Consider the following 23,594-nt stretch of genomic DNA (forward strand, 5'->3'; position numbering starts at 1 on the left):
CCGGTCCGCTCGTTCGGACCTCGAAAGGACTTCTCCCACATGTTCGCTCGACTGGGCGCGATCGTTGTGCACAACCCGTGGAAGGTGATCGGTCTTTGGCTGTTCATCGTGATCGCGGTGGTGGCCTCGGCGCCGCAACTGAAATCGACCACCGACCAATCCGAATTCCTGCCATCGCATTACGAGTCGATTCAGGCAATGCAATTGCAGCAGCAGGCATTTCCACAGCAGCAGGCCCCCGCAGCGCTACTGGTCTTCGTCCGCGCGGACGGCGCACCGCTAACCGAGGCCGATTCGGCGAGCGTGACGGCAATCGCGTCGAAGCTCAATGGCGACAGAATCAAGGATGTCATCGGCATCCAGGCCGTTCCGGCCTCGGAGAACCGCTTGGTGCAGATCGCCGCCGTGCAGATGACGAAGGTGACCAATGCGGGCGATACGACGCAGAGCGATGCGGTCGAGAAACTGCGAGACGCATTGCGGGATCAGGTGCAGGGCACGGATCTGAAGGCGGGCGTCACCGGTCAAGCGGCGCAGATGCTGGATCAGACCGAGTCCGGTGAAAAGGGTATGGCCATTATCGGTATCGCGACAGTGGTGCTGATTCTGGTGCTGTTGCTGATCATTTTCCGCAGTCCGGTGATCGCGCTACTGCCGATCGTCGTGATCGGCGCGATCTCCAGCACTGTCGGCGGCCTGATCGCGATGGTCAGCAAGGCCTTCGATCTGAAGGTCGACAGTTCGGTGAATTCCATTCTGCTGGTGGTGCTTTTCGGTGTCGGCACCGACTACATCCTGTTCCTGATGTTCCGGTACCGGGAGCGACTGCGGGCCGGCGAGGATCCGAAGACCGCGATGGTCAGTGCGGTCACCAAGGTCGGCGAGGCGATCACCTCGGCGGCGGGTGCGGTGATCATCGCATTCATGGCGCTGACCCTGTCGACGCTCGGCATGTTCCGTGCGCTCGGTCCCGCGCTGGCCATCGCCGTCGCGGTGGCGCTGCTGGCCGGGCTGACGCTGGTGCCCGCCGTGGTTTCGCTGTTGGGCACCAAGGTGTTCTGGCCGTCCAAGGCGTGGCAGCAGGAGCCGAAAGGTGCGCGCTTCAGCGCGGCCGGCGCGGCGATGGGGCGGCGGCCCGGTGCGTTCGCGGCGGTATCCGGTGGGCTACTGGTGGCCCTCGGGGTGTTGGCGTTCGGCTTCCATCCGACGTTCGATCTGAGCTCGGGCTCGACCTCGGATTCCTCCGAATCGACGGTCTACAACAAGGAATTGCTCAAGGGGATGCCCGCCGGGGCGACCCAACCGTCCGAAGTGCTGTTGCGTTCGGACACCGGCGCACCGCTCGACGATGACCAGCTCACCGCCTACCGTGCCGTGCTCGCGGCGGTGCCGGGTGTGAGTCAGGTCGGCGCGCCGACGGTATCGAGTGACCGACTGGCCGCCGACTTCCAGGTGACCCTCATTGGTGCGCCCGAATCGGATGCCGCGCTCGATACGGTGCGTGATCCGCTGCGTGCGGCCGCGCATTCGTCGGCACCCACGGGCACTACCGCTGTGGTGGGTGGCATCTCGTCGGTGTACGTCGACTTCCAGGACGCGATGGTCCACGACTACAAGATCGTGTTCCCGGTGGCGGCGATTCTGATCATGATCGTGCTCGCGCTGCTGCTGCGCAGTCTGGTGGCACCGTGGTACCTGATGGTCTCGGTCTTCCTCGGCTTCGCCGCGACGCTCGGTGCCGCGGTACTGGTTTTCCAGCACCTCCAGGGCAATTCCGGACTGATCTTCACCCTGCCGGTGATCATGTACCTGTTCGTGGTCGCCCTCGGTACCGACTACAACATTCTGATGGTCGCTCGCTTGCGTGAGGAGGCGCGGGCCGGAAACGAGCCGAAACAGGCTGCGGCCCTCGCGGTTCGGCATACCGGTCCGACGGTCGCCGCGGCCGGTGTGATCCTGGCGGGCACCTTCGCCTCGATGATGCTGGCCGGCAATAATGTGCTGTCGCAGATGGGCTTTGCGATCTCGGTGGGCATCGCGATCGCCGCATTCGTCATGGCGATGTTCTTCACCCCGGCGGTGACGGCGCTGATCGGGCACCGGGCCTGGTGGCCGGGGCATGGAGACCGGGATTCGAAGGGTGCGTCCGAGGGGCAATCGCAGGATGCGCGCTCGGATCAGTACGCGTACTCGGATACGTACAACAACTAGGGGCAGCGTCTACCGGGGAACGCCGGTAGTTCAGCCGTTGAGTGAACAGGGCCGTCCGACTTGGGATATCCAAGTCGGACGGCCTTTCGTCTCATGCATTGCTGATGATTACCAGCTCGGAACGGGTCAGTTCCAGGAGTCGACCGGTCCAGTCGCGGCCCCGCTCGTCCCAGTGCGGTGACGTCGAGTCGGAGTATCGGATCGGTGCGGTGCCGAGAAGGACGGCGGCGATCTCGGGGTGCTGGTCGAATTTCGCGCGTATCAGTCGAGCCATGACCGCGACACGGATCTGCGGCCAGTCGGTGCGGCGAGGCATCGGCCGGTCGAGTTCGGTCGCTCGTTCAGCCGGTCGATTTCGTCGCGTATCTCACCGATCAGTTCGTTTGCGGTGAGGTGGGGTCGGACGTCGGTGAAAGTCCAGTCGGCCAGATGGTGGGTCAGCTAATTAGTTGAGGTCCGACATCTCGCGGGTCCCGAGCACCTGCATTTCGGTCAATGTGACAGCCAGGCCAAGTCCCCCGGACCACCCGCTGCTCGCTCGCCGTCGCGGAATGTGCGCTGCCGCAATGCGCTCACACGAGCAGATCCTTGCGCTCGGCGGCGACGGTATCGAGTCTGCCGCAGTGCTTAATCGGCCGCTATCGGTGATTTCGTTGACACGCAATATCCCGCAGTGTCGACAGGCGACATGTCGCGAACGGTCGCTACCGACGGGGGCACCGTTCACGCATACGTGCTCGAACCCGCCGCCGAGGTCGCGGCGGCGGGGTCTCGCTAGCTGCTGATCGCGTAGGGGCGGCGGACTCGTCGGGCGAATTCCAAGACTTGGGCGATGGCGGTGCGGGAGAGGCCGACTTCTGCGCCGATGCTGGTCGGGGTCCATGATTGGTCGGCGAGCATGAGGATTTCGGCGAGTTGTTCCACCGGGATGACCGAGAGGCCGCGGCCCGCGATCGCGCGGGCGACCGACCATACCTCGACATCATCGCTCTCGGAGCCGAGGTTCTCGGTCAGCAGGTCCTCCGCCGAAAGTGATTGCACGACTTCGCTGATCACCTCGCTGGTGGTGCGGCGCGGTGCTTCATCCGGAACGAGTTTCCTGACCTCGGCCTCGTCCTCTGCGGTCTGCGCCTGGGGATCTGTTGCGGTGTTGCCCGCGCTCGAAGGGAGGGGAACCTCCATTGCTCGCGTGATTCGTTCGGCCGGGGTGGGTGCCACGGAACTACGGGCGGCACCCTGGGGATCGGCGGGTGAACTTGTGCGCGTGGGGGTTTCGGTGCGAATGCTGGACTTCGTGGGGCGGGGAGTGTCAGCTACCGTGCCCGTGCCCGTGCCCGTGCCCGTGCCCGTGCCCGTGCCTGCTGTCGCCGCGGTGCGTGAAACCGTGGCGCGACTCTTGTCGGCCTGTGCGCGGCCCCGTGGTGTGTGGGCGGTGTCATCACTGGATTGCAGTGCTGGCTCGACAGTCGCCGTATCGAAGATGCTCAGCTGCGATTGCGCTGCGGGGCGTGTTGCGGCCTTCTGCGATTCGACCTCTGCGCCAATAGCTGTCGTGCTCGCGTCGCGAGTGGAACGCTCATCGCGAACGGAAGCTGTTGTTGTTGTATCGCGCTCGAAGCCTGTGGCACCGGGGGGCGTGCGCTCCCGCTCAGTACTGGAGTCAGCCGCCGTCGCGGTCCGGACGTCGATGCCTGAGGCAGAAAAAGCCGCGTGATCGGCGGTCACAGGTGCCGTCCGGGCATCGCCGCCGCTTTTCTCGGAGGCCGTGACCTCGTCGCCAGCGGAAGCATTAGCCGCGGACGTGGTAGCGATATCGGCGGCAGCCGCGCGCTCATCGATAGCAGTCACCGCAGCTTGGGAATCGAATCCGGTTGCGGCAACAGTCGTGTGCTCGTCGCGCATGCTGACAGCATTCGGTGCAGCCGTCTGGGGGGCGAAGCCTGCGGCAGCGAAAGCTGTGCGCTCATCGGCAGCGGTCTGGGAGGCGAATGCGGTGTCGGCAACGGCCGTGTGCTCGTTGCGTGTGCTGACAGCATTCGGTGCAGCCGTCTGGGGGGCGAAACCTGTGGCGGCGGAAGTCGTGTGCTCATCGGCAGTGGTAGCAGGTGCGGTATCGGACTCGAATCTGGTGGCACCAGGGGCAATACGCGCGTCGGCAGCCGTCGCCGCGGTCGCTGAATCGAATCCGGCTGGGGTAACGCTCGTGTGCGCGTCGCGAGCGGGTACCTGTGCCGTCGCTGACTGGACACGCACGGTGCCATGAGGCGAGCGCTGGCTGGCGCTCGCGGCGGCACCGGGTGCAATGTGCTGATCGACTTCGGCGGCGTGCAATGCGTTTTCGTCGAAGGTGTTCGCGGCAGCGGCCGATGCATGCGCAGGCCGTGTGCCGTTGGCGTCGGTAAAGGTGCGCGCGGTGTCATGGATCGAATCCGACCCATGCGCTGAGTGCCTGGACCGGTAGTCCTCGCTCGGGATCGGTTGGGTGAGACGGCCGTTGGTCGAGCGCGTGCTTTGCGCGTGGTACACCAGGGTTTCCGTGCAATCGAGGCGTGAGACGGGAACCGTGTCGGGTTGGGCGGCGCGCATCGCCGCCTCGGCGACGTGGGGATCGATATCGACCGGGAAGCGGACGCCGGCTTGGTCGAGCAGGGGATCGAAACCCTTGGCGGCGAGCAGTTCTCGACGGTCGGTGGGTTCGTCGCGGAAGGTGTCGACAGGTGCGCCGCGTTCGGTGGTGACCCGATGCCGGGGCGGCAGGTCGGGTTCGTCCTCGACCATCGGAACGCTGTCGATGAGCAGGGCGTAACGCGCGGAAACCCAGGCGTGCAACCAGATAACGACGCCGACCATGACCGGGGCGATCGCGTATTCGGCGGCCTGGCCGAAGGATCCGGCAGCCAGATGCGGGCCCGCGTTGAGCGCGATGGTCGTGCCGAGCAGCGCGGTTTCGAAGAAGACGACCTTGCCGCGGTCGAGTTCGCGGCCCCAGCGGGCGGCCGTGGTCGCGGCCACCATGATGGTGATGATCGGGATCGAGATCATCGCCTCGATGCCATAGCTCAACCAGTACAGGGGATCTGCCATATTCCCGCTGGGCACCAGGTTGTGCTGCACATTCACCCCGGCCCACACCATGCCGAGCACCACGACGGCGATCAATGCGCGCGAGGACCATTCGGCCCGGCGGTACAACTGGGCGAGGCGCGCATCCTGATTCGAGACCCGCCGTCGCGCCGCGAGCGCCCGCCGATGCCAGCGCGCGTCCGCGTCATCGGCGCGCTGGATGGCGGACATGGTCCGCCGGTTACGCTTCTCCGCCGCGAGTTCGTCCTGGACCGCCCGTTTCCGCTGTCCCCGTCGTTGCGTCCGAACCCATTGCGCGAGTTCACGTTCCGCATCGATCTCGGCATCCGATAACGCCTGCACCAGCGCCGCGTCATCCTGCAGCGGCAACCGACCCCGCGCATTCGCGACCCGCTCGGCCAATGCGGCAATCTCGGACCTACCGGTCGACTGTTTGTCGCGCATCGCGAGCCTTCCCAGGAGCAGGTGTCATAGCAGGTGTCATACCGACGCAGACCTACATGCTCGAACATATGTGTGATCGCACCGAGATTAAACCGCTACCCGTCCGAGGTCAATGCTGCGCACTCCGAAAACTCGAACAAATGCGCGAATCGGACGCCCTGTCGTCCTACGGCGTCATGCGTTCGTGTGGCAGACCGCCTCGAGCACGAGGCCATCGGGGCCGGTCCAGGAAGGGGCGTAGTACGGGGGCCGATACGGGGGGAATTCTTGTGGGGCGTGGATGATTTCGTCGCCTCGGGTGGTGGCCCACGCGTGTACGCGGTCGACAGCAGCTCGGGTATGGACCATGAAGGCGATGTATTGCAGGCCGGGAGCGGTGCGCACGTAGCTGGGGACGTCGGGGGTAGAAGAAGATATACGTGCCGGGCCTGTTGTCGGCGGGCAAGTAGGCGAATTGGTCGGCCGCACTGAGCAGCGGCGCGTAGTCGAGCAGCGGCGTCAGCTCGTCGTAATAGGATCGGGCCGCAGTGAGACGGCGACGTTGATGCCGAGGTGTCCGAGGGGCATGCTCGGAATTTACGCTCGATCCGGGTTCAGGTGAGGGTGGTGTGCCAAACGATGGCGGCGGCCAATGCGCCTGCGCCATTGACCGACCAATGTAGCGCGATGGGGGCCAGGAGGCTGCCGCTGCGGCGGCGCAGCCAGGTGAAGACGACGCCCGCGGCGGCGGTGGCGAAAACGGCGAGCAGGACGCCGATGATCTGACCGGCCGTGCCACCGCCGATGAAGCCGGTCAGGCCGCGGTTGCTGGCAGTCAGTCCGAGCGAGGAGGCGATATGCCAGAGGCCGAACAGCAGCGAGCCCGCCGCGAAGACGCCGCGGACGCCGTAGACGCGGTCGAGCGTGCCGTGCAGGACGCCGCGGAAGGCAAGTTCTTCCGGAATCGCGGTCTGCAGCGGGATGACGATCATCGATGCGATGAGTGCGCCGGAGATGGTGGCGTAGCGGTCGGCGAGGAAGAACTGCCGGGTGATCGGCAGCAGCGCCCCGATCGCGACCACGGCGAGCACCAAGCCGGCCGCACCGAGCGCCCAGAGCGTGCTGCGTCGCCAGTGCCGCGGTGAGAGTCCGAGTTCGGCCCAGCCGAGTCCGCGTCGGCGCATGAGCGCGAGCAACGCCACAGCGGCGATCGGAACGGTAAGGATGCTCGCCCATGCGGTGGTGAAGTGGGCGATCAGATTCGTGCCGGCCAGGACGATCACCACAACGGCCACGTCGAGATAGGCGTGCAGTTTGTGGCGGGGCGGTGCCGCTTCGTCGAGGTCCTGTTGAAGCACCCGGCCCAGTTTACGGATGCCCGCAACTGGCGCGACGGGTTCGGCTTCGGGGGTTTGCGTCATCAACATGGTCGTAGCTTGTTTCGCGCTACGCACCGTCGGCGTTAATTCCGACCTCGCCAACCCTGCGGATCCGCCCATGCCTGCAGCGTCCGAGCACTGTCGAACCGGCGCGGTTCGCCGCTGACCGGGTCGGTGAATTCGAGCGATGTGGCCAGCAGTTGCAGGGGCCGAGTGAAGTCGTGCACAGACTTGTCGGTGAGTACCGGGTAGAAGTCGTCGCCGAGGATCGGAATGCCCAGCCCATTCATATGTAGCCGCAGCTGATGGGTGCGCCCGGTCAGTGGCCGTAGCCGGTAGCGACCTAGTCCGTCGCGCTGCTCCAGCAACTCGATCCAGGTCTCCGCATTGGGCTCGCCAGCCACCTCCTGTGCGGCGAGCACCTGCTTCTCCTTGATGATCCGGCTGCGTACCGTGCGCGGCAGCGTCAGCTCCGGATCGAATGGGGCGATGGCCTCGTACTCCTTGCGCACCGTGCGCTTGTGGAACATCGTCTGATAGGCCCCACGCCGGGCCGGATTGATCACGAAGAGCACCAGCCCCGCCGTGACGCGGTCGAGTCGGTGCGCCGGAATCAGATCGGGTAGGTCGAGTTGGCGACGTAGCCGCACCAACGCCGTCTGCAGGATGTGCTGGCCACGCGGAATCGTCGCCAGGAAATGCGGCTTGTCGACGACGAGCAGATCGTCGTCGCGGTAGACGATCGGGATATCGAACGGCACTTCGGTCTCGTCCGGTAGGTCGCGATGGAACCAGACCGCGCCGCCCGGCACATACGGCGCGTCCGGCGCGACCGGACCGGATAGATCGACGATTCCGCCCGCATCCAGCAGTTCATCGATCCGCGTGGCGGGGACGCGAGGCAGCCGGTCCACCAAATGGTCGCGAATGGTCGCCCAATCGCCCTGCTCCGGCAGGCGGAGCCGGGCCGGATCCAGGCCGTGCCGCTTGGGCAACGGCGGCTGCTGCCTGCGTCTCATCACCGATGACCTTAGTCGGCGACGAAGCCCCAGCTCACGGCCGGGTCGGGCTCAGAATCCACGCAGCCGATCCGGCGTGACGCGCACCGCGACCGAGTATTCGGCGTGGAACTGTTCCTCGGTCATCGGAAGCGAGGCGAGTCCCTCGGTGTATTTCTCGGTGAACGCGGCGACTTCCGCCGGGGTGGGCCCGGCTTCGTCGATGCGCGCGGTGCCGGTGAGAATCACCACGTCGCCGCCGGTCTCGGTGCTGTTGAGATGTAGCGACACCCGTGGATTGCGGGCGATATTGCGCAACTTCGACTTATCGGCCTGGCTGAAGATCAGGAATTCGCCGTCGCGCCATTGGAACCACACCGGATTCGGCTGCGGTGTTCCGCTGCGGCCGACAGTGTTCAGCCAGATGACATTCTCGCGTTCCAGGCGGGCGGCGACCCTGGCACCGAATGCGGTGCCGGTGTCGACGACGGGCGTGGCGGAGCGATCGGGTTCGGTGGTGGTCATAGCTGTCGCAACGCCGACGCGGTGCAGTCGATTCCGCGTCGGCGCAGATGTGCCACGGCGACTACGGCTCGGCACGTTCGTCCAGCACCATTCGCCGGGACTCGACGAGCGTCTGCCTGGCGCGGCGGCGGACCTTGCAGCTGTCCACGCTGCAATACAAGTGCACCTGCATCGCCCGGTGCGCCTGCACTTCGGACAAGGTGCCGGGGTCGCGGTAGCAATCGCCGAAATTCGAAATAATTGTCGTGACAAACATTTTCACAACTCCAACCGCAGTCGCAATCTGTGTAGATGCCAAAGCTAGTAATGCTCGTGCGCGAAAGTTGCTGGGAAAGTCGGCCGTTCACACAGGCTTCCCCGGCACGTCGAAAATGTGTTGCCAAGTGCGCTATGAGAACCGGTCATTCGGTATTGAGTAGTGGGTGGTTTCCCGCAGCATCCGATCCGGTCGCTTCTCACCACCGCTCGTGTCCGTGGAAATCGGCGCCGGCGGCGAGATCCCACCGTGCGAGCTTCGCATCGAGCTCGTCGGCAAGTGTCCTGCCCGGTGCGGGATTTCGACCGCTGAGCAGCGGTGGCTGGCGCATCCCTTGTTGGCGGTCTAGTGAAGTCGCCTAGATGGGGTGCATCGTCGTCTGTGTCTCGACAGCCGGGTTCAGTGGTCTCCGCGCCGCCGCCACCGACCGCGCTGCCATCCGTGCCGATGCTCGGCACCGGCGTGTACGTCAATGCGGTGGCCCGCTGGCCCGGCTACGCGAGTTCTATCGCCCGTGGAACGAGAAGCTGATCGGACGTGACCTCGGCTGGAACCACCACTAGATAACTTAGCCTAACCTATCTTCTCGGCCCATCTTGTGTGAGGATGGGTGCCGATTCCGGCAAGAGGCTCCGCGAAGGGGCGAGAGGGGCAAGGCAGATGACGGTGGAGGAAACCGGAAACCGGCCGCCGAAGACGGTGCTGAAGGCGCGAAAGCGGCAGGAAACCGCGGCGCGCAAGGAGATCCTTGCGCCCGTGCGCGCCACATTGACGCTCGCCAGCATCATCGTGGCCATTGCCTCGGTCGGCACCGTGGTGCCGTTCGTGCTGATTGTCGCGGCCTGCCGGGAACTGCTCGCCGACCAGGTGGATACCGATCGGGTGTGGCGACTGCTGCTGATCGCCGTGCTGGTGCTCCTCGCGCGCGGGCTGCTGCAGGCGGCGGCGCTGACCTGGTCGCATCTGGTCGACGCCGGATACCAGCTGACGCTGCGTCGACTATTGGCGGCCAAGCTGACCAGGGTGCCGCTCGGCTGGTTCGATGAGCGGTCCTCCGGCGAGGTGAAGAAGTATCTGCAGGACGATGTCGAGGCGCTGCACTATCTGGTCGCGCATGCGCGACTGGAGTTCGTCGGCGCGCTCACCGTGCCGCTGGTCACCCTCGGCTACCTCATCACCGTCGACTGGCGACTCACGCTGGCACTGCTGATTCCGCTGATCGCCTACATGGTGTTGTTCAGCCGGATGATGGACCAGGAAGGCCGCGATCGCATGGCCGTCTATACCCGCTGGGAACGCCGAACCCAGGACGCCACCATCGAATTCGTCGACGGCATCCAGGTGGTGCGGGCATTCGGGCAAGCGGGTAAGGCGCACACGGTATTCCAGGAGGCGGTGGACGGCCAGGCCGATAGCCTGAATCGGTTGAAGATGCCGATCATTCGCATCCAGTCGGCCTCCGACATCGTGGTCATGCCGGTATCCGTGATGCTTGTGGTGGTGATCGCGGGGCTCACCGCGGTGGGGCTGGATTGGGTCGCGCCACTGGATGTATTGCCGTTCTTGCTCGTCGGCCTCGGTCTGGGTAGTGCACTGCTCGGTCTCGGGTACGGATCTCAGGCACTGCGGGCCGCTGGTGCGGCCGCGGTGCGACTGTACGAACTGCAGCAGACGCCCGAATTGACTGTGCCCGAGGCAACTTCGGCTCCCGAACCGGTGACCGCGGGTGTGGTGCGGTTCGAGGGCGTGAGCTTCGGCTATCGCGCGGATCATCAGGTGCTGCGCGAGATCGACCTCGAACTGCGGTCGGGCACGATTACCGCGCTGGTCGGGCCGAGCGGGTCGGGTAAGTCGACGCTCGCGAAGCTGCTGCCGCGCTGCTACGACGTCGGCGCCGGGCGAATCACCATTTCGGGCCGCGATATTCGCGATTTCTCGACCGAGGAGCTCTACCGCACTGTCGGATTCGTCTTCCAGGATGTGCGCATGATCCGCGGCAGCATTCGCGAGAACCTGCGGCTGGCCCGCCCCGATGCCGATAATGCCGCGCTGGAGCAGGCGGCGCGGGCGGCCCAGATCCACGACCGAATTCTGGCGCTGCCGCGTGGTTATGACTCCGAGATCGGCGTCGATGCGACGCTATCTGGCGGTGAGGCACAACGACTTTCGATTGCCCGCGCGCTGCTCGCGGATACCCCGGTGCTGGTCCTCGACGAAGCGACCGCCTTCGCGGATCCGGAATCCGAGGCGGCTGTGCAGGATGCGCTCGCAGCGCTGGTCGCGGGTCGGACGGTGCTCGTGATCGCGCATCGGCTGCACACCATCACCGGTGTCGATCAAATTCTCGTGCTGGCGAACGGATCCCTGGTCGAGCAGGGGGATCATGCCCGTCTGCGCGATGCGGGCGGTACCTATCAGCGGCTCTGGGAAATCAACGAGGCGGCTCTCGGCGCGCTCGCGCTGATCGAAAATGTCGAGGTGACACGATGATTCGCAAGGTGCTCGGGCTGATTCCGGCGGAGTTCACCCACCTGACGCCGAAACTGTTGGCGGCCATCATCGCCCAGGCGTTGAGTCAGGCCGTGGCATATCTGCTGTTGGTGCCGGTGTTGGAGGCATTGTTCGACAACGATCTCGGCCGCGCCTGGTTCTGGGCGCTGTGGATGTTGGTCGCGGTCGCCGGGGTCGTTGTCTTCGGATATCTGCAGGCCGTAATCGGTCTGCGCATCGGAGTCGGCATGCAGCGCGGACTGCAGACCAGGCTCGGCGATCATCTGAATGCCTTGCCGCTCGGCTGGTTCGAGACGCACAGTGCTGGACCGCTCTCGCGGATCGTGGTCGAGAATGTACGCGAGATCCAGGGCCTCATCGCGTATCTGCTGACCAAGGTGCTGACCAGCATCGTGGTTCCGCTCGGTGTCGCGGTCGGCATGCTGTTCATCGACTGGCGGATCTCGCTGGCCATGCTGCTCGCCGCACCGGTGTTATTCGTGGTCAATGGACTGGCCAATCGTGCCTACACCCGCTCCGACGCGCGGATGCACGAGACGGCGGCCGAAGCCGATTCGCGGGTGGTGGAATTCGCCCAGGCGCAGCCGGTGTTGCGAGCCTTCGGCGCGGTGGGACCAGGTAACCGTGCACTCGATAGCGCACTGGCACAACAACGTTCGGCGATTACCCGATTGATGTTCGCATCGGTGCCCGGTCTGATCGTATTCGCGCTGTTCGTGCAGGCCGTGTTCCTGGTGCTGGTCTACATCGCGGTGGGCCGGGTTACCGACGGCGCCGTTTCGGCGGCAGCCGCGATCGCGCTCATCGCGGTGAGCTCCCGGTTCATCGAACCGCTGAACCAGGCCGCGCAGCTGGGCAATGCGCTGCGGTCGGCCGCGGCGGCCGCCGACCGGGTCACCGGACTGCTCGCCGAACCCGTACTGCCCGAGGCGAAGTCGTCGGTGACGCCGGGTGCGCCATCCGTTGTTTTCGACAATGTCTCCTTCGGCTACCGGCCGGGTGACCCGGTGTTGTCGCAGCTGAGCTTCGAGGTGCCCGCCGGGACCACCACCGCCATCGTCGGGCCGAGCGGCGCGGGCAAGACAACGCTGCTGCGGCTCGCCGCACGTTTCTACGATGTCGAGGCGGGCCGGGTCGTGGTCGGCGAACACGATGTGCGCGAGCAACCGTCGGAGACACTGCTGGACCAGCTCTCACTCGTCTTCCAGAACGTCTATCTGTTCAATCAGTCGGTGGCGGACAATATTCGGATCGGCCGCCCCGATGCCACCGACGCCGAACTGCAGCGCGCGGCCGAGGCGGCCAGGGTGGACGAGATCGTCGAGCGGCTGCCCGACGGCTACGACACGGCGGTCGGTGAGGGCGGCGCGACGCTATCCGGTGGTGAGCGGCAACGGGTTTCGATCGCCCGCGCGCTGCTGAAGGATGCGCCGATCGTGCTGCTCGACGAGGCGACCAGTGCGCTGGATCCGCACAGCGAGGCGGTCGTGGTGCGCGGGATGCACGAACTCAGCAGGGATAAAACGGTAATCGTCGTCGCGCATCGGCTGGCCACCATCGCGCATGCCGATCAGATTCTGTTCCTGGATGGTGGTCGGATCGTCGAACGTGGCACGCACGCCGAACTTTTGGCGCTCGACGGCCGCTATGCCGACTTCTGGAACGAGCGGTCGCGAGCCACCGGTTGGCGATTGGAGCCCGCGCCGGTCTAGCGAATTCGTAACTGGCTGCTCCGGTGATGGCTGGGTGGGGTCCCGATATGGCAGGCCATTTCGCCGACGACGGCGAACTGGTTCTCAATCGCCGCGCCTCCCAGAGGCGAGAACGATAGGGACGGCGACGAACAGCCGATCGTTGCGTGCCCTGGTGGCTTGGTCTTCGAGCCACGTGCCTTCTCCTGCGATGCTGGCGAGCACCGGCAGGGCCGTGGCATCTGTCCACACGATCGTGTGGACAGCGACGGTAACCTCGACGAACCCGTTGTCCAGCAGGAGGTTCCGGTATCGGCGGGCGACTCGCGGGTTGGGCATACCGTCCGCGCGAGCGTGGACCAGCGTGCGGGTGAGTTCGGGCTCGTCGGAGTCGATCACGAAGGTGTCCCAGTCCTGGCCGATGAGCACCGCGCGACCGTTGCCGGCCAGGACCCGGCGGGCCTCGACGAGGGCTCGCTCGGGCTCGTCGAGGGTGTGCAGGACCTTGTCGGCGCGGTAGCCGGTGACCGAGCCGTCATCGAGAGGCAACGCGGTGGCGTCGGCGATATGGAACTCACCTGTGGGCCAGCGCTCGCTGGCGATCTCGATCATGGCGGGGTCCAGGTCGACGCCGATGGCCCGCACTCGGCGGGCAGCCAACTCGCCGACGGCGCGTCCGCTCCCGCAGCCGACGTCGACAACGGTGTCGCCAAGCCCTTCGTAGGTGTGTTCTCGCAGGTTACGGACCTGGGGTAGGTCATCGAAGGTGTCGAGCAGAGTGAGCAATGTGGACATGGCCGCCATTGTGCGACTTAATGTCGACATGAAGTCAATCGGCGAGGTGGCGGCTCAGTTCGGCTTGCCGACACACGTGCTGCGATATTGGGAGGCCGAAGGACTGCTGACACCGGCCCGCGCGGGTGTCCGTCGCCGCTACACCGACGCGGATCTGCACCGGGTGGCGGCGATCCTGATCTCGAAGGAGGCGGGCTTCGGACTCGCCGATATCCGCACGATGCTGGCCGCTCGGTCCGCACCGGCCCGTCATGAGGTGACGGTCCGCCACCGCGAGCGGCTGCTGGCACGGATTGCCCGGGCGCAGGCCGCACTCGACATGCTCGAGGGCGAATGCCCGTACGACGACATCATGACCTGCCCGCGATTCCAGGGACTTTTGGCTGATCGACTGCTGCCCTCGGCGAGCAGCCTGCCACCGAACCCCGAGTTCCCAGATGCGCTCTAAGGGATGGGCACGCGGTGGATATTCGGGTGACCGGCGGCCGCTCGCGACGGTGCCATTCGCGAGTTCGGTGACCGCCACCTCGTAGAGATGGTCGATGGCGAGTACGACGAAGCCACGGCTCGCCGGATCGGATACGAGTCCGGTGTCATCCCCGAGGATGACTACTTCCAATAAGCGCGGTATTTGATGGCGGTTTTCGGCAGCCCGTGGGTGGTCTTCAGCGCCTTGACGATCGAACGCGTGGTGTGGCCGTCACACGCGACCCAGGCGAAAGCGTCGTTCGGGCACTGCATTTCGTTGGCCTGCTCGCGCAGCAATCGACCGTTATCGATCCGCTGCACCCATTTCACCTGGTGGTGCGGCTTATTGCGCACCGGGAGCCCGGTATCGGATTCGTATTGCCATTCCAGCCAGACCCGGGCAGGCACATCGCCGATCGCGTCGAGCAGCGAATTGATGGCGGGCAGCGATGCGGTATCGCCGAAGATGACGAACTCGCTCGGGAGTGGCTCGGGCAGTTGGAAATCCGAGCCGAGCACCGAGACGTCGATCTGGTCGCCGACGGCCGCCTGCTGCGCCCACATCGAGGCGGGCCCGTGGTGCACCGCGAATTCGATCGAGAATTTGTTCCCGGCCGGATCGGGATCGACCAGCGTGTAGCCACGCTGGTGCTCGCGCTCATCATTCGGAATCCACAGCCGCACCCATTGCGTCGGGTGCACCGGATGATCGGTGAGCAGTCCGCCGGCATCGAATCCGAGCCGCATGTATTTGTCGCTGATGTACTCGGTCGAAGTCACCGTGAGCCGGTAATCCTCGGCGCGCCACGCCTTCAGCAGCAACCCTTCGAAGCCTCTACCCATGCAGCTAAGGTTAGCCTAAACATACTCTGATGTCCTGGGGTGTCCGATGAAACGACTCCGAATGGCCGTGTGGCCCCGGGGTGGTGAGCTACCTCGGGGCCAACTCGCGCGTGGCGCAGGCGATTACAGGTTGCAGGGCAGCATCGCGACGCTCGCGATGGTGCATTCGGCCTCGCGGGTCAGCTTCCAGGTGCCATCGATCTGCTTCCAGGACAGGTCGAAGTACCAGGGGTCCCAGCCGTCGATGGCGGTGGTCAGCTGGGCGGTGAGCAGATCGCCGGAGACATTGACCGGGCCGAGGACATCCCAGCGGAAGCTCGGCGGGGCCGAGGCCATCGCGCCGCCGACCTGGTCGACCAGGCTCAGACCGGCCTCGCCCGCCTCGAGCTCGGCCGCGCGGGCGGAGCGCGAAGCGCCGGTGTTGAGCACCAGTTGCAGCTTGGCCTTCAACTCGCCCAGGCCGGGGGTGGCGGTCCGCATCGGCGCGCCGATGGGCGCGGCGATGGCCGGGGCCACGGTGGCGACGGTGCCGAATGCGCCGACCATGGCGGCCGCGGTGAGCGAGAAGGCCGCGGTGGCAAGGCGTGCCACCGGCCTATTTCTGGTGCTGAGCATCGGATCATCCAATCGTTCGTTTGCCGGGAGTGTGCCGGTCCGGGACTGGCACTACAGTGCAATATAAGGTAAGCCTATGCAAAGCTGAAAGTTGGAAGTTAGGTGACCCTGGCTCCCGCCCCTGGATCGAACGCAGGAGAACCGTGGACACACTATTGGTGGTCGGAGCAGGGCCGAAAGCCCTTGCGGTGGCGGCAAAAGCGCACGTCCTGCGGAAATTGGGGCTCGCTGCCCCGCGCGTGATCGTCGTCGAGGCGCATGCCGTCGGCGGCAACTGGCTGCCGAGCGGCGGCTGGACCGACGGACAGCACCGGCTCGGAACCAGTCCGGAGAAGGACATCGGGTTCCCGTACCACTCGACCTGGGCGCGCGGGCACAACCGGGCCATCGACGAGGCGATGATGGCCTACAGCTGGACCTCGTTCCTGGTCGAGCACGGCACCTACGCCGAATGGATCGACCGCGGCCGCCCGAGCCCGCACCACCACGTATGGGCCAAATATCTGCAGTGGGTGGCCCGCGCGATCGATCTCGAATTGGTCCTCGGAACAGTGGATTCGGTCGCCGCGGCGGCCGATGGGTGGTTGGTTTCGGTGACCGACGCCGCCGCTAGCGACTGTTCGCAGGTCGCTCGAAACAACACTGCTGTGATCACCCAGATCGATACGGACGCACTGATGATCACAGGTCCGGGCAACAGCGGTCGGGCCCTGGCCGAACACCCCCGGGTGCTCAGCATCGCCGAGTTCTGGAACCTGGCAGGCAAACGCGCGCTGCCGGTCTCCTCGCGGGTCGCGGTGATCGGCGGCGGCGAAACCGCGGGTTCGGCGCTGGACGAGTTGGTCCGGCACGACATGCTGACCATCTCGGTGATCACGCCCAAAGCCACCATCTACACCCGCGGTGAAAGCTATTTCGAGAACGCGCTCTTCAGCGATCCGACCAAGTGGAACGCGCTGAGCATGGACGAGCGCCGCGATGTCATCCGGCGCACCGACCGCGGCGTCTTCTCGGTTCGCGTGCAGGAGAGCGTGATCGGCGACAACCGCGTGCACCATCTGCAGGGGCGGGTCGTGCGGGTGGCCGAACAGGGCGACGGCGTGGCGGTGACGCTGCGCAATGACCGCCGTCCGGATCAAGTGCACAACTTCGACCTGGTGGTCGACGCGACCGGCGGGCAGCCGCTGTGGTTCCTGGAGCTCTTCGATTCCGATGCCGCCGACCTACTCGAACTCGCCGTCGGCGGTCCGTTGACCCAAGCCAGGCTGGAGGCCTCGATCGGCTACGACCTGGCGGTTTCCGGTCTGGACGCGAAGCTCTATCTGCCGAATATGGCGGCCATCGCGCAGGGGCCCGGGTTCCCGAATCTCAGCTGCTTAGGCGAACTCTCGGATCGGGTATTGCGTACGGCGCCGGCGCGTCAGGTGGTCGGTGCGCGACGGGGTGCGGCCCCTCGACTGGGCTGACTCGGCCTCGATATCCCCAAATACATCTACGTGAGGTTTTCATGCGCATCGTCTCGTTCGGCTTCCAGACCTGGGGCCGTAAAACCCTGCAGGCACTGATCGATTCGGAACACGAGGTCGTGCTCGCGGTCACCCATCCGGCAAGTGCCGACTCCTACAAGGGGATCTGGTCGGATTCGGTCGAGGACCTCGCCCGTGAGCACCGCATTCCGGTGCATCTGACCGAACGGGCCGATGCCGAGACCATCGATCTGGTGAAGCGGGCCGAACCGGACGTCATCGTGGTGAACAGTTGGTACACCTGGATGCCCGCCGAACTCTACAACCTGCCTCCGCACGGCACCCTTAACCTGCACGATTCGCTGCTGCCCAAGTTCACCGGCTTCTCGCCGGTGCTGTGGGCGTTGATCAGCGGCGAGTCCGAGACGGGCCTGACCGTGCATCGGATGGACGAGGGCTTGGACACCGGCGACATCCTGGTGCAACGCGCATTGCCCATCGGCCCCACCGATACCGGTACCGAATTGGTGCTGCGCGGTATGGAACTCATCCCAGGCGCGCTGCGGGAAGCGCTGCACGCCCTGGAATTCGGTACCGCGCAATGGAAGCCGCAGCGCAAATCCGAGCGCACCTACTTCCACAAGCGTTCCGAGCGGGACAGCCGCATCGACTGGAGCTGGTCCGCCGTCGATCTGGAGCGTTTCGTGCGCGCACTGTCCGAGCCGTACCCGCGCGCGTTCACCTACTACCGCGGCGAGCGGATCGAGGTGCTCGAGGCGGCGGTTTCCGAGGCGCGCTACGGCGGGACGCCCGGCCGGGTGATCGTGCAGGAGGGTGGCGGCGCGGTGGTTTGTGGTCCGGAGGCCCATCGCGGGCGCAATCGCGGCTTGGTGCTCACCCGGATTCGCACCGAGGACGGCACCGACCATTCGGCCGCGGAATTCTTCACGCGCGGTGGGTATCTCACCGATCAGTGACGCAGGGGGAGTCGACCTAGACTTGTTAGGGTAGGCTACACTAATATCGAGCGACCGTTCAGAAGTAACCAAAGATCAGTGCAGCGAGCCGGGGGGTGTTGTACGCCGCCGATTGAATGACGCCTGGCGCGAGCATTGCGCCGGGACGTCCGGCGGGAGCGCAGGAGTCAAGAAATGCCAGCAAATCTCGGATGGATCCGGCAATTCCACCAGCCCCGCTTCGCCGCTAGCGGCTGCTCGCAGGTCGGCACAGCACGCCCGCCATTGTTGATCTGCCCGCACGCGGGTAGCGGCGCGTCCACCTATCGCGCGTTGTCGAAGGTGCTCAGCGAACACTTCAACGTCCTGATCTTCCAGTACCCGGGTCGCCAGGACCGCGCCCGCGAGGCGGCACTCGCCACGCTGCCCGAACTCGCCGCCGGTGCGTTCGCGGAATTCCATAGCTCCGAACACAATCGCGGTCTGCCGCTGACGGTCTTCGGCCACAGCATGGGCGCGATGGTGGCCTTCGAACTGGTGCGCAATGCCGAGGCGGCCGGACTGGAGGTGCGGTTACTCGCGCCGTCCGCTGCGGTCTCGCCGGGTCGGGCGGTCGACTTGCCGCCGCATCCGACCGAGGACGAGCAGATCCTCGACCACCTCGGCGCGCTGGAGGGCACCGGCGCGGATGTGCTCGGCAGCCGCGAGGTGATGCGGATGGCGCTGCCGGTGGTGAAGGCCGATTACCGGGCCTTCGATGCCTATAGCTGCCCGGTGGATGTCCGAGTGGAGGCCAAGATTCACGTGCTCGGCGGGGCCGAGGATCACCTCATCACGCCGCGTGAGCTGTACGGCTGGTCCAATCACAGCGCACAGGAAATCGACGTCACCATCTTCGACGGCGGGCATTTCTATCTGAACGACAATGCCGCCGGTATCGCGGAATTGCTTGCGCCCGAGCTGGATCGCGTCGGATGAGTACGGAAACGGATCCGATCGTCATCTCGGGTATGGCCGTCGAGGCGCCGGGCGGGATCGAGACGCTGCCCGACTTCTGGTCGGCGCTTGCCGAATCGCGCGAACTCATCGGACCATTCCCGCGCGATCGGGAATGGCCGATCGAGGAGTTGCTTGCGCTGCACCGCACCGCAGGGTGGAGCCGGGTCGCCGATGCCGGTGGGTTCCTCTCGGAGGCAACCGAATTCGACCCGATGTTCTTCGGTATCACGCCGCGCGAGGCTATTTCGATGGATCCACAGCAGCGGGTCGCGCTGCGGGTGGCCTGGCGGGCGCTGGAGAACGCGGGCATCAATCCGGGGGCGCTGGATGGCGCCGAGGTCGGCTGCTATATGGGCGCGTCCATCAATGAATACGGGCCGCAGTCCGGTGTGGTCACCGAGTACTCCGGATACCGGGCCACCGGGACGGCCCTCGGCGCGGTGGCCGGTCGGATTTCGCACAGTCTCGGACTGATCGGGCCCTCGCTGACCACCGATACCGCCTGCGCGTCATCGCTGACCGCATTGCACCTGGCTGCCAATGCCGTACGTGCCGGTGAATGCGATTGGGCGCTGGCCGGTGGCGTCTGTGTCATGGGCTCGCCCGCGGCATTTTTCGAGTTCGCCAAGAACAACGCGCTCGCCGTGGACGGACACTGTCGCGCCTACGCCGCCGACGCGACCGGCACGCTGTGGGCTGAGGGGGCCGGTGTGGTCGTTGTCGAACACGAGTCGCGCGCACGCGGACTCGGCCACCGCATCTACGGCCGCGTGCTCGCCACCCGGGTCAACCACAACGGCAAGGGGGCACCGCTCGCGGTACCCAGCGCGGCGGCACAGCAGCGGCTGATCGAGAAAACCCTGGCGGCGGCTGAAATTCGGCCGGATGACATCGGGCTGATCGAAGGACACGGCACGGGAACACCGGTCGGCGACCCGCTCGAGTTGACCGCCCTCGCACGGTCCTACGGCGGCGGCGACCGCGGCACCGATGGCCCGCGACTCGGCTCGGTGAAGTCGAATATGGGCCACGCACAGGCCGCCTCGGGCGTGCTCGGCCTGATCAAGATGCTGCTGAGCGGCGCGAACGGTCAGATCGCGCCGAGCCTCTACGCGGACAATCCGACCACCGAGGTCGATTGGGACGCCACCAGCCTGCGGTTGGCCACGAAACTCGAACCCTGGGACCCCGCCGACGGCGTCCGCTACGGCGCCGTCTCCTCGTTCGGCGTCGCGGGCACCAATGCGCACGCGATCTTGGCGATGCCCGTGCTGGAGGAAATCGATGCCTGATTACCGACTTCCGGACGGAACCGTCCCGGTGCTGCTGTCCTCCGATACGGCAGATGGGCTGCGCGGCGAGGCGGCGGCGATTCTGGGATACCTGCAGCGGCATCCCGGCGTGACCCCGGAGCGGGTGGCGGACACGCTGTTTCGCACTCGGATGGCACGTCGGCGGCGGGCGCTCGCGATGGTCGGCAACCGCGACTGCCTCCTCGACGCGTTGCGAGCGATCGTCGCTGGCGCCGAACATCCTGCGGTGACAGCCGGCGTCGCCACCGCGCGCGGCATCGGATTCGTTTTCCCTGGACAGGGCAGTCAGCGGCCGGGCATGGGCAAACTCTTCTACGAGATCTCCCCGAGCTTCCGTCGCGCGGTAGATGAATGCACCGCGATCTTCGAGGAGCGCTTCGGTCACCGGGAGCCGCTGCACTATCTGCTCGGCGACGATGATCGGTTCGAAGACCACGTGCGGGTGCTCCAGCCTGCGTTGATGTTCCAGATGTACGCCTTGGCCGCCATGTGGCGCGCGGCCGGTGTCGAACCCGCCGCGACGATCGGACATAGTCAGGGCGAGCTGGCCGCCGGTGCGGTATCGGGAATCATGACGCTGCGGGATTCGGTGCTCGCGGTGACGCATCGGGCCCTGGCCGTCGATCAGCTTTCGCCGCGCGGCTACTCGATGGCGGTGCTGGGCATGGACCGCGATCAGTGTGAGGCGCTGCTGGCCAGGCACTCCGGCTGGGCCGAGCTGTCGGTGGTCAATTCGGCACATATCCTGGCCATTTCGGGTGATCGCGAGACCATCGTCGATATGGTGGCGACCGCGACCGCGCGGGGGCAGTTCGCCAAGGAAATCCGCGTCGCGTATCCGGCGCACACCTCGGTGGTCAGCGAGTATCGGAAGGGACTGGAAGCGGCGCTCGGCGACGAAATGAGCGGGCCGAACTTCATCGCGACCGAAATCCCTTGCTACGGTGCGACACTCGGCACGACAATTACGCCCGATTTGCGGCACGACCAGTACTGGTATTGGAATCTGCGCAACCGGGTCCGGTTCGATCGGGCGATCACGGCGGCCACCGCCGACGTCGACACCTTCGTCGAGATGTCGGAACATCCCATGCTGCAGTTGGCCATTCAGGAGAACCTGAGCACGGTGCGTCCGGATCCGGCCCGGCCGCAGCGCGAATTCCGGGTGATCGGAACCTCGCTGCGCACGGCGGCGGGACTCGGTGAGTTCACCCGCAACCTGGCAACCGTCGCGGTGCACGACCTGAACTACCGATGGGATGCATTGCGGGTCGAATCCGATTCGGACACGGTCCGTTTGCCGCTGCGCGACTTCCCCAATACCGTGCTGAATCCGCAGCGACTGTGGGCTCCCTACCGGACGACGACGCCGGTCGCCCCCGAGCACACCGCGACCCGGCTGGCGGAGCACTGGGTGCGGCTCGAGCGTCGTTCGCTGATTTCGCCGCGCACAATGCTCGTCGTCGATCACACCGGTCAGTGCGCCGAACTCGCGGCGGCGCTGTGCACCGCGGCTCATAATCACGGCGGCGGCGCGGCGATTTACGATCCCGATCGGCCCGCCGACACCGCCGACTACGACTCGATCGTCGTGCTGCTGCCGGAGTTGCCCGATCTGGACGGGCCCGCCGCGATCGCGGAACTGGCGCGGTTCTATGACGCGCGGTGGCTGCCCGCTCTGGATGCCACGGTCACCGACTGCTGGCTGGTGACCGTCCGCGGTGAGGCCGCGGTCGCCGACGACCCGGCACCACACCTGTTCCACGGCGCGGTCTCCGCCGGATTCCGCTGCATCGGACTGGAGAATATCGGCACCGCCTTCCGACACCTCGACCTCGACGCCGCCGATGCGGGGCAGGCCGCCAAGATGGTGCGCGCGCTGCATGCCAAGGACGAACCGCAGCTGGCATTGCGCGCGGGCGGACTCTATGCCAAGCGGCTCGAGGTGGAACTCGAACCGGCTGGCGGAGTTCCGGATGATGCGGAGCTCGAGCACGTCGTCATCGTCGGCGGGACCGGCACTCTGGGCCTGAAGTTCGCCGAGTACTTCGCCGGTCGTGGTGCGCGGCGGATCACGCTGCTCAGCCGGTCCGGCGAAACCGATTCCGTCGCAGGCCGATTGCGGGTTATCCGACAGGTAGGCACCGCCGCGGTCGCGGTTCTCGCGTGCGATGTCGGCGACGAATCCAGCGTGCGCGAGCTCGCCGCCGCGCTGGCCGACACACCGGCGACCATGCTGGTACACGCCGCAGTCAACTATGTGCGCGCCGAACTCACCGATGTGACCGCCGAAAAGCTGTTCGAGATGGCGGCATCGAAGATCATCGGCACCGACCATCTGCTACGGCTGTTACCGGTGGCCGCTGACGCCCGGATTGTCATCTGCTCGTCCGCGGCGGCTACCTTCGGCGGTCGCGGGCAGATTCTCTACGCCACGGTCAACCGCATGCTCGATGTGCTGGCCATGCGTTTGCGTGCGGCTGGCACGAATGCCGTTGCGATGCAATGGGGTATCTGGGATCTCGAAGGCCCACTGCATGCGGTCGGCGTGGATCGGATCGCCGCCGCGGGCGGCCAGTCCATGGACCCGCGTGACGCGCTCGCCGTCGGTTTCACCGAGTACGCAGAAATCGGACGGCCCAGCAATCGCATTGTGATGGCGGCCGATTGGTCGCAGCTGAACGACATCATTTCGGCGGTCGGCTGGGGTCCGCTGCTCGCCGATGTGCTCGCGCAAGTGGAACCGGCACCGCCGCGGGTCGAGCCCAGAGTCGCTGCCCCTGCCGTCGTGGTCGTGCCGGAGGGGGTCGTGCCATCCGCCGGTTCACTGTCCGATCAGGTGCGCATCGAACTGGGCAAGGTGATGGGCGCCGATGGGCTCGACGCCATCGACAGCTCGGTGCCGCTGGTGGCGCTCGGTCTGGATTCGCTGCAGGCGTTGGACTTCCGCAAGCGGGTGCAGGCCGAACTGAACCGCGATCTTCCGGTGGCGGCCATTCTGGGCGGCGCGTCGTTGGACGACGTCGTGCGCCTGATGGCCGACAGCAACGTCTAGGCGAGG

General features: G+C 65.9%; 19 protein-coding genes. 10 read left to right on the plus strand and 9 right to left on the minus strand.

Going from position 1 to position 23,594, the window contains the following annotated elements; genetic code table 11:
* Positions 1-39 precede the first annotated feature (39 nt).
* Positions 40-2,211 (plus strand): MMPL family transporter, encoded by a 2,172-nt coding sequence (locus tag ACIBJI_RS17680; protein ID WP_396957393.1) that lies wholly within the window; start codon positions 40-42, stop codon positions 2,209-2,211.
* Positions 2,212-2,302: 91 nt separating this feature from the next.
* On the opposite strand, the gene ACIBJI_RS17685 is transcribed toward ACIBJI_RS17680, so the two are convergent.
* The 6 genes from ACIBJI_RS17685 to ACIBJI_RS17710 form a co-directional block, all read right to left on the minus strand.
* Positions 2,303-2,485, minus strand: a complete 183-nt coding sequence (locus tag ACIBJI_RS17685) for a hypothetical protein (protein ID WP_396957394.1) — start codon at positions 2,483-2,485, stop codon at positions 2,303-2,305.
* 500 nt (positions 2,486-2,985) lie between these two features.
* Positions 2,986-5,739, minus strand: coding sequence for a hypothetical protein (locus ACIBJI_RS17690; protein ID WP_397084897.1), 2,754 nt, complete (start codon positions 5,737-5,739; stop codon positions 2,986-2,988).
* 593 nt (positions 5,740-6,332) lie between these two features.
* The gene (locus ACIBJI_RS17695) at positions 6,333-7,139 is read right to left on the minus strand and encodes a lysostaphin resistance A-like protein (RefSeq protein WP_396957396.1); all 807 of its coding nucleotides are present in this window, start codon (positions 7,137-7,139) and stop codon (positions 6,333-6,335) included.
* Positions 7,140-7,180: 41 nt separating this feature from the next.
* Positions 7,181-8,116: an RluA family pseudouridine synthase gene (locus ACIBJI_RS17700; RefSeq protein WP_397084900.1), complete on the minus strand. Its 936-nt coding sequence runs from the start codon at positions 8,114-8,116 to the stop codon at positions 7,181-7,183.
* 51 nt (positions 8,117-8,167) lie between these two features.
* A complete protein-coding gene (locus ACIBJI_RS17705; protein ID WP_397084902.1) occupies positions 8,168-8,620 on the minus strand; it encodes a TIGR03667 family PPOX class F420-dependent oxidoreductase in 453 nt (150 codons plus the stop codon).
* Positions 8,621-8,681: 61 nt separating this feature from the next.
* Positions 8,682-8,876, minus strand: coding sequence for a hypothetical protein (locus ACIBJI_RS17710; RefSeq protein WP_364355521.1), 195 nt, complete (start codon positions 8,874-8,876; stop codon positions 8,682-8,684).
* A gap of 362 nt (positions 8,877-9,238) precedes the next feature.
* Between ACIBJI_RS17710 and ACIBJI_RS17715 the strand changes: the two genes are divergently transcribed.
* The 3 genes from ACIBJI_RS17715 (at position 9,239) to ACIBJI_RS17725 (ending at position 13,099) form a co-directional block, all read left to right on the plus strand.
* Entirely contained in the window at positions 9,239-9,439 is a 201-nt protein-coding gene (locus ACIBJI_RS17715; RefSeq protein ID WP_397084904.1) for a hypothetical protein, read from the plus strand.
* Positions 9,440-9,536: 97 nt separating this feature from the next.
* Positions 9,537-11,366, plus strand: a complete 1,830-nt coding sequence (locus ACIBJI_RS17720) for an ABC transporter ATP-binding protein (RefSeq protein ID WP_397084906.1) — start codon at positions 9,537-9,539, stop codon at positions 11,364-11,366.
* Entirely contained in the window at positions 11,363-13,099 is a 1,737-nt protein-coding gene (locus tag ACIBJI_RS17725) for an ABC transporter ATP-binding protein (RefSeq protein ID WP_397084908.1), read from the plus strand. Before ACIBJI_RS17720 ends, ACIBJI_RS17725 begins: the two co-directional genes overlap by 4 nt.
* Positions 13,100-13,183: 84 nt before the next feature.
* Here ACIBJI_RS17725 and ACIBJI_RS17730 read toward each other — a convergent pair whose 3' ends face one another.
* Positions 13,184-13,873 carry a methyltransferase domain-containing protein gene (locus ACIBJI_RS17730; RefSeq protein ID WP_397084910.1) on the minus strand — a complete coding sequence of 230 codons (690 nt, stop codon included), beginning with the start codon at positions 13,871-13,873 and terminating at the stop codon, positions 13,184-13,186.
* A 28-nt stretch (positions 13,874-13,901) separates the two neighbouring features.
* On the opposite strand from ACIBJI_RS17730, the gene ACIBJI_RS17735 reads away from it, so the two are divergent.
* Entirely contained in the window at positions 13,902-14,321 is a 420-nt protein-coding gene (locus tag ACIBJI_RS17735) for a MerR family transcriptional regulator (protein WP_364355506.1), read from the plus strand.
* A 161-nt stretch (positions 14,322-14,482) separates the two neighbouring features.
* Here ACIBJI_RS17735 and ACIBJI_RS17740 read toward each other — a convergent pair whose 3' ends face one another.
* Both ACIBJI_RS17740 and ACIBJI_RS17745 read right to left on the minus strand, forming a co-directional pair.
* Entirely contained in the window at positions 14,483-15,184 is a 702-nt protein-coding gene (locus ACIBJI_RS17740; RefSeq protein ID WP_364355503.1) for a siderophore-interacting protein, read from the minus strand.
* Positions 15,185-15,307: 123 nt separating this feature from the next.
* Positions 15,308-15,799: a hypothetical protein gene (locus ACIBJI_RS17745; RefSeq protein ID WP_364355500.1), complete on the minus strand. Its 492-nt coding sequence runs from the start codon at positions 15,797-15,799 to the stop codon at positions 15,308-15,310.
* 143 nt (positions 15,800-15,942) lie between these two features.
* On the opposite strand from ACIBJI_RS17745, the gene ACIBJI_RS17750 reads away from it, so the two are divergent.
* The 5 genes from ACIBJI_RS17750 to nbtC all read left to right on the plus strand — a co-directional run bounded on the left by ACIBJI_RS17750 (position 15,943) and on the right by nbtC (position 23,588).
* Positions 15,943-17,265, plus strand: coding sequence for a SidA/IucD/PvdA family monooxygenase (locus ACIBJI_RS17750; protein ID WP_364355497.1), 1,323 nt, complete (start codon positions 15,943-15,945; stop codon positions 17,263-17,265).
* A gap of 41 nt (positions 17,266-17,306) precedes the next feature.
* Entirely contained in the window at positions 17,307-18,242 is a 936-nt protein-coding gene (locus ACIBJI_RS17755) for a methionyl-tRNA formyltransferase (protein WP_364355494.1), read from the plus strand.
* 174 nt (positions 18,243-18,416) lie between these two features.
* A complete protein-coding gene (locus ACIBJI_RS17760) occupies positions 18,417-19,199 on the plus strand; it encodes an alpha/beta fold hydrolase (protein WP_364355491.1) in 783 nt (260 codons plus the stop codon).
* Positions 19,196-20,512: a polyketide synthase gene (locus ACIBJI_RS17765; protein WP_364355488.1), complete on the plus strand. Its 1,317-nt coding sequence runs from the start codon at positions 19,196-19,198 to the stop codon at positions 20,510-20,512. Before ACIBJI_RS17760 ends, ACIBJI_RS17765 begins: the two co-directional genes overlap by 4 nt.
* Entirely contained in the window at positions 20,505-23,588 is a 3,084-nt protein-coding gene (gene nbtC / locus ACIBJI_RS17770; protein WP_397084914.1) for a nocobactin polyketide synthase NbtC, read from the plus strand. The genes ACIBJI_RS17765 and nbtC overlap by 8 nt, the downstream gene beginning before the upstream one ends.
* Positions 23,589-23,594 lie beyond the last annotated feature (6 nt).

It is taken from the genome of Nocardia sp. NPDC050408 (assembly GCF_044458905.1).
Taxonomy (GTDB): Bacteria; Actinomycetota; Actinomycetes; order Mycobacteriales; family Mycobacteriaceae; genus Nocardia.